Consider the following 9,304-nt stretch of genomic DNA (forward strand, 5'->3'; position numbering starts at 1 on the left):
ACCATTGCCGGCAGCAGCGCTCGATCCAGTCGGACAGCTCCCAAGAAGTTCAGGTTGAGTTCCGCCAGCCAGTGCGCCTCAGTCGCTGCCGCGAACCCGCCAGGTGGGGTTGACGACCCTCCGACAACGTGCACCAGGATGTCCAGCGCACCTCCCTCAGAGATCTTGGACACCACAACCTCTGCACCACCCACCGTGGAAGTGTCCGCCTCGATGAATCGGTCGGGGCGCTCGTAGCCGCCGGGCATAGTGCGTGCCGTGGTCCACACGTCGGCACCCATCTCTCGCAGTCTCTCCACGACGGCCTTGCCCGAGCCCTTCGAACCGCCCGTGACCAGCGCCCTGCGACCGTCGAGACGATCGCGATCTGTACCGGACATTTTTCTCTCCACTGAAGATCGAGGTGGTGCGGATTCGGTCAGGCCGGATGGTTGGCGATGACGAGTTCGGCGATGCCGTCGTCCTGCAGCGCGAAACGGTAGTCAAGCTCGGCGACGCCACCAGGGAAGGTGCCCTCGAGCCGCACGGTTACCACCCAATGGGCGTCATCGACGCGGTGAGCGCCGATCTGCTCGGTCGTGTATTCGAACTCGGACCCGGCGTCCCGCAGGAACGCGTAGGTCTCCTCTCGGCCGCGGAAGGTCTCGTCCTGGTCGACGATCACCGCATCCTCGGCGAGGAACGACGAGGCGGTGTCGGCGTCGCGGACGATGTGGGCGGCGAAGAACTCGCGCACGGTGGTCGGGAGCAGATCGGACGGGAGATCGGTGTGCTGTGTCATGAGCCCACCGTGTGACCTCGCGGCGAGGGAGGGTCAAGCCGTGGACTCTCCCCCAAGGGGAGCGTTTAGATTGACGGAATGCTGACCATCGGGGAGTTCTCGCGACTGACCCACTTGAGTGTGCGGACCCTGCGTCGGTATCACGAGGCGGCCTTGCTGGAACCTGCCGTGGTGGACGAGACCACCGGTTACCGCTACTACGGCGTCGACCAAATCCCGACCGCGCAGGTCATCCACCGGCTCCGCGAGCTCGACGTCCCCCTGAGCGATGTGCAGCGGATCCTGCGGACCCCCGACCCCGGTGTCCGAGCAGCCCTGGTCACGGACCACCTGCGACGCCTCGAGGACGCGCTCGACCGTACCCGCGCTGCGGTCGTGTCGCTGCGCCGCCTACTCCGGCCCGACCCCGCGCCGATCGACGTCGAGCTGCGTGCGGAGCCCGCCCGGACGGTCGCAGCGGTGGAGGCCGTAGTCGGGCATCGGGACATGGCGACGTGGTTCGCAGGCGCGATGGCCGAACTGGAGGCGGCCGTCGGCGCCGCCGTGACCGGACCGCCGGGCGGCATATACGACAACGCCCTTTTCGAGCAGGAGCGCGGTCACGCGCTCGTCTACCTGCCGACCGCTGCGCCACCTCGCACCGGACGCGTGCACCCCACGGTTCTGCCGGCCGCAGAACTCGCCGTCACCACCCACGTCGGCGAACATGACGGCATCGAGGTCACGTACGGCGAGCTCGGGACCTGGGTGGTGGAGAACGCGATGTCGGTGGCCGGGCCGGTACGGGAGGTCTACGTCGTCGGCCCCCGTGACACAAGCGATCCCGCTGCGTGGCGCACCGAGATCGGCTGGCCGGTCTTCCGTGTCACCTGAAGCGGTCAGTGCGGTGCGGAGTCCTGGAACGACGGGGCGCACACGTTGAGCCTCGCGCTCTCACGAGTTGGAGCACCGAGGCTTGATCAAATAAGCAGAGAGCACTCCTGAACTGCAACGATTGGACTCTTCTGGGGTCCTGTTGGCTGCACGGAATGAGGTACTCCCGGTGGAGAAGCGTATCGGGTCGTACCCGCGTGTCCGGATCGAGAGCGGCGGTCGGACGGTGGTCTCGCAGGCCGGGGGCGTGCTGTTGGTCGAGACCGTACGCAAGGCCGGCTTGGACACCGCGATATCGGCGGCGCTGATGCCGTGGCGGAAGCCGAGGGCCGTCCACGATCCGGGCAAGGTCCTCCTGGACGTGGCCCTGGCGGTCGCCTTGGGCGGTGACTGCCTCGCGGATGCCAGCATGCTCCGGGCGGAGCCGGCTGTGTTCGGGCCGGTGGCCTCCGACCCGACGGTCTCCCGCCTCATCGACACCCTCGCCGCCTCCGAGGAGAAGGCTCTGGCGGCGGTCCGTGCTGCCCGGGCCGAAGCGCGCGCCCGCGTCTGGAAGTTGGCCGGCGAGCGGGCGCCGGATGCGGACGGGGCGGTGACCGTGGACCTCGACGGGGTGCTGGTGATCGCACACTCGGACAAGGAGGACGCCGCACCCACCTGGAAGCGAACCTACGGCCACCACCCGCTGATGGGGTTCGTCGACCACGGGCCGGGCGGTACCGGCGAGCCGGTCGCGGCTCTGCTCAGACCGGGTAACGCGGGCTCGAACACGGCGGACGACCACGTCACCGCCACCCAACTGGCCCTGGCCCAGCTGCCGAAGGAGTACCGGCGCGGGCGCCGGACCCTGATCCGCACCGACTCCGCCGGCGGCACCCACACCTTCGTCGCCTGGCTCGCCCCGCAGGGACGGTGGCTGTCCTACTCCGTCGGCATGACCGTCACCGAGCAGATCCACAACCACGTACTGAAGGTTCCGGCGTCCGCCTGGACGGCGGCCGTCGAGGCAGACGGCGGGATCCGCGACGGCGCCTGGGTTGCCGAACTCACCGGCGACGTCCTGACCGGCTGGCCGAAGGGGATGCGGCTGATCGTCCGCAAGGAACGACCGCACCCCGGTGCCCAGTTGCGGATCACCGATGCGGACGGCCTGCGGCTGACGTGCTTCGCCACCAACACCACCAATCTCCCGATCGCCGAGCTCGAACTGCGTCACCGGCTGCGGGCTCGCGCCGAGGACCGCATCCGAAACGCCCGCGCCACCGGCCTGCGCAACCTGCCCCTGCACCGCACCGCCCAAAACCGCATCTGGCTGGAGATCGTGCAGGTCGCCCTCGACCTGCTGGCCTGGATGCCGATGCTCGCCCTCACCGGCACCGCCCGGCTCTGGGAACCCCGCCGCCTGCGACTCCGCCTGTTCACCGCAGCCGGACAGCTCGTCACCACCGGGCGCAGGCAGATCCTCCGCCTCGCCCGGCACTGGCCCTGGACCGGCGTGATCACCGACGCCCTCAACCAGCTCGCACTCCTGCCGAACCCCGACTGACCAGCAACCTTCACACCCCTACGACAGCAGCCCGCCACCGGAGCAGTGGAACCCGGCGTCACCCCGAGACGAGACCCGGGCCCCCGCCTGTCCACTCGCAATCCACGGCACGAAACGGCCCACCGACTCCGTCGGCGGACCGTCATGAAACTTCGAGGTAAGGGCTACCGGTGTCGACATCCCGATGTCAGGAGAAGCGCACCGACATCACCATTCAAGTTCAGTAGCCATTGCTCCGCAGGAACTCGCACGGTACCAAGCGCGCTCAGAGACTCCGTAGTCCAGAATTCCGGTAGGGCCCCAGATGGCTCCTTCCGCGAGCATGCACCCAAGTCCGCCGGTTCCAACGCACAGGGCTGCCATTGCTGCATCCGCCCCGGCCCCAATGCTGACGTGTAGAGCGTAGCGCCCGATCTTTACTCGGTTGTGCCGCCATCAACGTTTGATGCGATGGTGCCAGTGCCAGACCCACTTTCCTTGAGGTCATAGCAGTTGTTGGGGTTCGCGGAGCAGTAGTCGTCGGCGGTGGCGCTGCCGCCGGAGACGGGGTCGGTCTGGAGGAAGCGGCCGAGGGCGGAGGCGCCCATGGGGGTGGCACCGTGACCGTTTCCGAGAGAAGGACATGCGCCGCCACGGCCGCAGGCCGGCCATCGCCCACTCGACCAGTCGGCGGCTGGTGTGCAGCACGAACAGGACGTCGTGGAATAGCAGTCGGCCCTGATGCCGCGTACGCCCTGGCTGCCGTTCCCTGCGGTCGAACTCGGGCAACACCGTCTCGATCGCGGCCTACAAGTCATTGAGGTTTTCTCAGTGACCGTTTCGCTCGACCGCTCTTCCACCAGCAACCCAACCATGCAGGCCGCTTGACTAAACCCAGACGCTGGGATTCGCCGACTCCGTCGGCAGCCCCTCACGAAGTTCGATGTCAACGTTCGCACGGTTCCCTCTGGCCTCATCAAACCGTGTGGATCCGGCCCGACTGAGCGGCGGATCCACACGGTTTAACAATGCGAAGAAATCGCTAGGGGATCCTCCTGCATTGCCAAGACTCCCCTACGAGTTGAATCACTTCTCTATCATAGTCGCCGAATTTCCACCCATCTTCCAGGAAAAGGGCTCCTACAGCATCTGTAACCGTTCCCCCAGTAGGCGCACAGGATGACTTTCTACCATTCCTCCTTGCGCTTCGATGAGCCGTCTCGATTGCTTTTTCGACACTTGCGCATTCGACTCGATATGCAACCGTCAGTTCCACCTGCTGTCCACCACTGCGTTTCTCCGGTCCGCTGACATCCGACTCGGCGCTTGCAGTCGCATTGGCGAGTGTCAGTCTCTGGAGATCTTCCGGCAGTGACTGAAAATAGGCCTCAAGAAGGCTTTGCAGCGTGCGAGTTTCGTCGGCAACACTGGATGGATCGTCGGCAGCGAAACTGACAAGCAGTGCATGCCGCCGAATTGACTCAGCAACATCATCTGCAAGCCCTAGTGGCGCCTCGGATTGAGTACCACCTGCGGGCGTTTCCATTACTCATCTCCCTTCAGGAGCCAGCGATAATGAAATGTACGAACAATCTCTCCAGCCTTATTTAGCCAGTCTACATGCACGTGATCGGCCTTGCGGCACGGTCCACGATAGAAGCATCGGCCACCGTGCCTGGCATCCTCCCTGGCCTGCCGCTCTGCTTCTTCACGCGATTTGAAAAGGCGCCCCTCATTGACCTTTTTCGGCTTGATTCTATGTGGCAGCGCCCCCGAAACGCTGTAGTGAGTGCAGAAATCAATCCAGCTGCAGTAAAAGTTTGTTGCGCGACGAGCTGTGTGGCGCCAGTGGTGCCAGTGCCAGCCCCATTGGCCGTTGAGGTCGTAGCAGTTGATGGGGTCGGCGGTGCAGTAGTCGTAGGCGTTGGCGCTGCCGCCGGGGACCGGGTCGGTCTGGAGGAAGCGGCCGGTGGTGGGGTCGTAGAGGCGGGCGCCCATGAGGGTGGCGCCGGTGACCGTTTCCGACGAGCGCTGTTTGCCGCCGAGCCAGCCGTAGCGGATGGTGGACGTGCCGGGCTCGGGGTTGCCGAACTCGTCGTAGGCCAAGGCTGTCGGCGCGACGGCGGTGTCGAGCGGGAGGTGCACGGTGACATCGCCGTGAATGTCAGTCAGTTGCAGGACGGTACCGCCCGTCGCCGTGGTGGTGGCGCCAAGTCCTCGTCGATGCCCTGGAAACCCCGGGTGATGCTCCCGTTGCTGTCCTCGCCGGTCCAGTCGGGATCGTCGGAGTCGTAGTGGTTGGTGGTGGTGTCGGTGAGGGTCCAGGTGCCGTCGATGTCGTTGAAGGCTTGGGTGTTGCCGATCCGTTGGGCGACGTCCAGGTTGTAGGTCTGGCTGTTGTCGCCATCGGTGGACTGCTGGACGTAGTCGCACACGTTGGCGCTGGCCGCCGGGGACGGGGTCGATCGACAGGAATTGGCCGAAGGCAGTTCAGCGAAGGCGGATTTGTACAATCGTAGCCATGAGACACGCCAGCGACGATCGGTCCCGTTTCGCAAGACGGCAGGAAGAGCCGCTACCGGAACGCTTGGCTCGAAGCTGGACCTGGGGAGTGAACCCGCTCTCGACATTCCTGCTCTACATCCTGATCGTCCCAGGTCTGGTTGCCCTGGCAACGATAGACGCGGACATCATCTGGTGGGGACGGGTACTTGCAGGAATTGCCGCGCTCATCGTTGTCGCACATGCCGTCCTCGTCATCATAGGCAAACGGCGTATCCGTCGCGGCTCCTCGGAGTAGGGAGATGCGCAGGGGAGCATCGATGAAAATGACGCTCCCCTGCGCGAGCCATACCTCGACTGCGTAACTCAGCCGCTCACATGATTCTCCCCGAACCACCGTATCCGTAGCGATATCCCGGCGCCCAGTACGTGTGGCTGTACCTGACGCGGCTCCTGGTGTGCGCGTAATCAAGGCCTGTCGCAGCCAGACTCACCTCCCAGCCGAAGACGCGAGCACCAACACGTCCAAATCTGCTCCACTTGCTGACGCGTGCCTGTTTGGCCGCGGTGCGGCAGAACCGATTGCAGAATATTCCAAAGACGTGCCCCGTCCACGGGCTTGCAGTGAGCGTTTTCAGTGTGGCGCCTGATCGGGTGACGAGGTGGTGTGGGGTTGGGGGGCGCAACGGGCAGGGCTCCCGTGCCGTTGAGAGAGGTGTTCGACGTCTCAGCTCAGCAGCGCGGGAGCCCTGTTGGTTCCGTATCCTGCCGCACTCGACCTGCCCCACGCCCCGGTCGAGTGGGTCACGATGTTCATCGTCACCCATGAGGGTGACCGGCGGTGCAAACTGCCGCCGCACCAGCGCGCGCTTGTTGCACTGGTGTATCTGCGACGCCACGACACCCTCGCCTGCATCGCGGCGGGCTTCGGGATATCCGTCGGCACCGCACACGCCTACGTCACCGCGGTCACCGAGCTGCTCGCCGAACAGGCGCCGGGACTGCTGAAGTCGCTGCGCGCACACGACCCGGACTTCGTCCTCCTGGACGGCACCCTCGCAGAATGCGACTGCGTCGGCGACGGCAAAGCCGACTACTCCGCGAAGCACAAGCGGCACGGGGTGAACGTGCAAGTCGTCACGGACCCGGCAGGCGAGATCCTTTGGCTGTCGCCGGCTCTGCCGGGCCGGACCCACGACCTGACGGCTACCCGCACCCACAAGATCTTCCGGATCTGCGGCCGGCAAGGCGTCCCGATCCTCTCCGACATGGCCTACATCGGTGCCGGCGACTGGGTCACCACCCCGAAGCGCCGTCCACCAGGCGGCGAACTCACCCTCACCGAGCGGACCACCAACCGGGCCCTGTCCGCAGCACGGGCACCCGTCGAACGAGGTATGGCACGGCTGAAGTCCTGGCAGATCTTCCGCAGATCCCGCATCAGCCCCAACCGCATGACGTCAATCGCCAAAGCCGTCCTCACCCTGAGCAATAGTCAAGAGTTGTGGGTGAGCTGGTTCTTCAGCTCTGTCTGTGGTGGTTGAGGGTGGCCTTCGCGGTGTTGCGGATCCGCTTGGTGCGACCGGCTTCGGCGAGGATCTCGGTGGCCTCGGGGTTCGTCCCGGCGGCAGTCATGAGCTGGAGCCAGTTGGAGGACGTGAGTAGGTCGTCCGGCTGCCAGGGCAGCTTCAGCGTGATGGCGCGGAACAGTGACCACTCCCGCAGACGCTGAACCAGGAAGGGGCGGTCGATCGTGGCCCGGGTCATCGCCTGCACCCACCCTCGTAAGCGGGACCGGGGTAGAGGCTGGCGGCTCGACGATCCAGGTGCCGCAACAAGGCGGACTGGGCCATCGTCCTATTCGGATCAGTGAGCACGCGGCTGACCAGGTCGACCTCGTCCGCGTCGGAGACCTGCTGCAGCTCGTCGAGGTAGGCTGCGAAGCGGACGTGCTCGCCTGGGTTCTGCAGGATGTCGTCGACGTTCATGCGGCCTGCTTCCCACGCTCAACCAGGACACCGTTCTCGAACCGCGCACCGGCCCGGACCAGGGACACCAGGTGGGCTCCGGTGATCGCGCGCCATCGCGCCTGAGCGGACTCGACCAGCTTGAACACCATCGCGAGCGCCGCGGTCGGGCTGCCTGGCGGGTTTCACCGTAGCCGAAGACCGCGAAGAACCGGTTCCGATCCCGGCCGGACTCCTCCCATTCCAGCAGCCAACCCCCAAGGCTGGTAGTCCTGAATTCACAGATTTCAGGCTGAACCTCAGTCTTTCCCAGAGACTCGTTGACAACGCTTTCCCAGGAGGCGGCTGCATGGCTACCCACAGAGATAATTGTGCACCCTTCCCGTTTTTTGCGCGTCCGTATCGGCAGGCCCCTCATGTCGTACTGTGTCCCCGACTTTGTGGTGCAGTCAGAAACATAGAGTTCTCGGCGGCAGCGTGCACTTCCTGTCCGCACCGGACGGCACGTCCAGCGAAAGTCAGATCAAGAGTTTGGACGGCGGCGTCTCGCATTTTTCCATCGCGCGAGGAGATAAACCAGAATGATGCACAGTGGTTCAAAGTAAAGGCGCCACCTATCAGAAACGAGCGCAATAATCAACGCCTCGTAGACGACAACAACAACCGCAGCGGAAGCTATAAAGCGCTTACTCCAGGCGAACGCAAGGTGATTGAATTCATCCTCTTGCGGCTCGTCTCCGTCTTGCATTTTCCTGGTCATCACTTCTTGCTTTCTGTATGGTCGTTCGCGAGCGGGCCTCAGCTTTGCCGCCGAGGCCCGCATGCCATGCGCAGTTACGTCAAAGGCAGTTGCGACGCCCCACTCACCACCTGTAACGGCCTCTGTGTCGACCGTTACCGCTGAAGGCGGAGCGTCCGATCAGGCCGCTAATAAATCCTATCCCGTAGCCCTTTTGGTAACTAGCCATTGCTCCGCGGGAACTCGCATGGTGCCAACCGCGGTGAGAGACTCCGTAGTCCAGAATTCCGGCAGAGCCCCAGATGGCTCCTCCCGCGAGCATGCACCCAAGTCCGCCAGTTCCAACGCACAGGCCTGCCATTGCCGCGCCCGCCCCAACCCCGATGCTGACGTGTAGAGCGTAGCGTCCGATCTTCCCTCGGTTATGCCGCCACCAACGTTTGATGTGATGGTGCCAGTGCCAGCCCCACTGCCCGTTGAGGTCGTAGCAGTTGATGGGGTCTGCGGTGCAGTAGTCGTAGGCGTTGGCGCTGCCGCCGGGGACGGGGTCGGTCTGGAGGAAGCGGCCGAGGGTGGGGTCGTAGAGGCGGGCGCCCATGAGGGTGGCGCCGGTGACGGTTTCCGAGGAGCGTTGTTTGCCGCCGAGCCAGCCGTAGCGGGTGGTGGCTGTGCCGGGTTCGGGGTTGCCGAACTCGTCGTAGGCCAGGGCTGTGGGCGCCACGGTGGTGTCGAGCGGGAGTTGGACGGTGACGTCGCCGTGGATGTCGGTCAGTTGCAGGACGGTTCCGCCCGTGGCGGTGGTGGTGGCGTCGAGGTCGCCGTCGATGCCTTGGACGTCGCGGGTGATGGTGCCGTTGGTGTCCTCGGCGGTCCAGTCGGGGTCGTCGGAGTCGGAGCCGTAGTGGTTGGTCTTGGTG

12 protein-coding genes and 1 pseudogene are annotated in these 9,304 nt (G+C 65.0%); 4 read left to right on the forward strand and 9 right to left on the reverse strand.

What is annotated here, in order from left to right; genetic code table 11:
• Both BLR33_RS33975 and BLR33_RS33980 read right to left on the reverse strand, forming a co-directional pair.
• The coding region (locus BLR33_RS33975) for an SDR family NAD(P)-dependent oxidoreductase (protein ID WP_176930470.1) at positions 1 to 380 on the reverse strand (380 nt) is incomplete at its 3' end.
• A gap of 38 nt (positions 381 to 418) precedes the next feature.
• Positions 419 to 781 (reverse strand): nuclear transport factor 2 family protein, encoded by a 363-nt coding sequence (locus BLR33_RS33980; protein WP_093786969.1) that lies wholly within the window; start codon positions 779 to 781, stop codon positions 419 to 421.
• 78 nt (positions 782 to 859) lie between these two features.
• Between BLR33_RS33980 and BLR33_RS33985 the strand changes: the two genes are divergently transcribed.
• Both BLR33_RS33985 and BLR33_RS33990 read left to right on the forward strand, forming a co-directional pair.
• Positions 860 to 1,654, forward strand: coding sequence for a MerR family transcriptional regulator (locus tag BLR33_RS33985; RefSeq protein ID WP_093786968.1), 795 nt, complete (start codon positions 860 to 862; stop codon positions 1,652 to 1,654).
• Between the two features lie 169 nt (positions 1,655 to 1,823).
• Positions 1,824 to 3,200 (forward strand): IS1380 family transposase, encoded by a 1,377-nt coding sequence (locus BLR33_RS33990; protein WP_093788867.1) that lies wholly within the window; start codon positions 1,824 to 1,826, stop codon positions 3,198 to 3,200.
• 1,021 nt (positions 3,201 to 4,221) lie between these two features.
• Here the strand turns inward: BLR33_RS33990 and BLR33_RS34915 are convergent.
• Genes BLR33_RS34915 through BLR33_RS37060 form a run of 3 tightly spaced genes read right to left on the reverse strand, consistent with a single transcriptional unit; the run spans position 4,222 to position 5,614 of the window.
• Positions 4,222 to 4,725: a hypothetical protein gene (locus tag BLR33_RS34915; protein ID WP_143031818.1), complete on the reverse strand. Its 504-nt coding sequence runs from the start codon at positions 4,723 to 4,725 to the stop codon at positions 4,222 to 4,224.
• Entirely contained in the window at positions 4,725 to 5,324 is a 600-nt protein-coding gene (locus tag BLR33_RS37055; protein WP_322987224.1) for an RHS repeat-associated core domain-containing protein, read from the reverse strand. The genes BLR33_RS34915 and BLR33_RS37055 overlap by 1 nt, the downstream gene beginning before the upstream one ends.
• A 23-nt stretch (positions 5,325 to 5,347) precedes the next feature.
• A complete protein-coding gene (locus BLR33_RS37060) occupies positions 5,348 to 5,614 on the reverse strand; it encodes a hypothetical protein (protein ID WP_322987225.1) in 267 nt (88 codons plus the stop codon).
• An 86-nt stretch (positions 5,615 to 5,700) separates the two neighbouring features.
• Here BLR33_RS37060 and BLR33_RS35535 point away from each other — a divergent pair, with 86 nt between their 5' ends.
• Positions 5,701 to 5,979 carry a hypothetical protein gene (locus BLR33_RS35535; protein WP_176930782.1) on the forward strand — a complete coding sequence of 93 codons (279 nt, stop codon included), beginning with the start codon at positions 5,701 to 5,703 and terminating at the stop codon, positions 5,977 to 5,979.
• Between the two features lie 454 nt (positions 5,980 to 6,433).
• Positions 6,434 to 7,225: a transposase family protein gene (locus BLR33_RS34000; protein ID WP_093788869.1), complete on the forward strand. Its 792-nt coding sequence runs from the start codon at positions 6,434 to 6,436 to the stop codon at positions 7,223 to 7,225.
• Here the strand turns inward: BLR33_RS34000 and BLR33_RS34005 are convergent.
• From BLR33_RS34005 to BLR33_RS34015, 4 genes and pseudogenes are all read right to left on the reverse strand, one after another.
• Complete coding sequence (locus BLR33_RS34005; RefSeq protein WP_143031819.1) at positions 7,203 to 7,457, reverse strand: hypothetical protein; 255 nt, start codon at positions 7,455 to 7,457, stop codon at positions 7,203 to 7,205. The genes BLR33_RS34000 and BLR33_RS34005 overlap by 23 nt on opposite strands.
• The gene (locus BLR33_RS34010) at positions 7,445 to 7,669 is read right to left on the reverse strand and encodes a hypothetical protein (RefSeq protein ID WP_093788873.1); all 225 of its coding nucleotides are present in this window, start codon (positions 7,667 to 7,669) and stop codon (positions 7,445 to 7,447) included. Before BLR33_RS34010 ends, BLR33_RS34005 begins: the two co-directional genes overlap by 13 nt.
• A pseudogene (locus tag BLR33_RS36625) lies at positions 7,666 to 7,827 on the reverse strand (IS256 family transposase); the annotation flags it as partial. The pseudogene BLR33_RS36625 and the gene BLR33_RS34010, both read right to left, overlap by 4 nt.
• Before the next feature lie 684 nt (positions 7,828 to 8,511).
• Positions 8,512 to 9,304: RHS repeat-associated core domain-containing protein (locus BLR33_RS34015; RefSeq protein ID WP_322987226.1), on the reverse strand; the 793-nt coding region annotated here is incomplete at its 5' end.

The organism is Actinacidiphila guanduensis, assembly GCF_900103985.1.
Lineage (GTDB): Bacteria > Actinomycetota > Actinomycetes > Streptomycetales > Streptomycetaceae > Actinacidiphila > Actinacidiphila guanduensis.

Coding starts and splice junctions, on each gene's coding strand:
- BLR33_RS34010 (WP_093788873.1), bottom strand. CDS start 7,669: ATGAACGTCGACGACATCCTGCAGAACCCAGGCGAGCACGTCCGCTTC.
- BLR33_RS33980 (WP_093786969.1), bottom strand. CDS start 781: ATGACACAGCACACCGATCTCCCGTCCGATCTGCTCCCGACCACCGTG.
- BLR33_RS33985 (WP_093786968.1), top strand. CDS start 860: ATGCTGACCATCGGGGAGTTCTCGCGACTGACCCACTTGAGTGTGCGG.
- BLR33_RS35535 (WP_176930782.1), top strand. CDS start 5,701: ATGAGACACGCCAGCGACGATCGGTCCCGTTTCGCAAGACGGCAGGAA.
- BLR33_RS34915 (WP_143031818.1), bottom strand. CDS start 4,725: ATGGAAACGCCCGCAGGTGGTACTCAATCCGAGGCGCCACTAGGGCTT.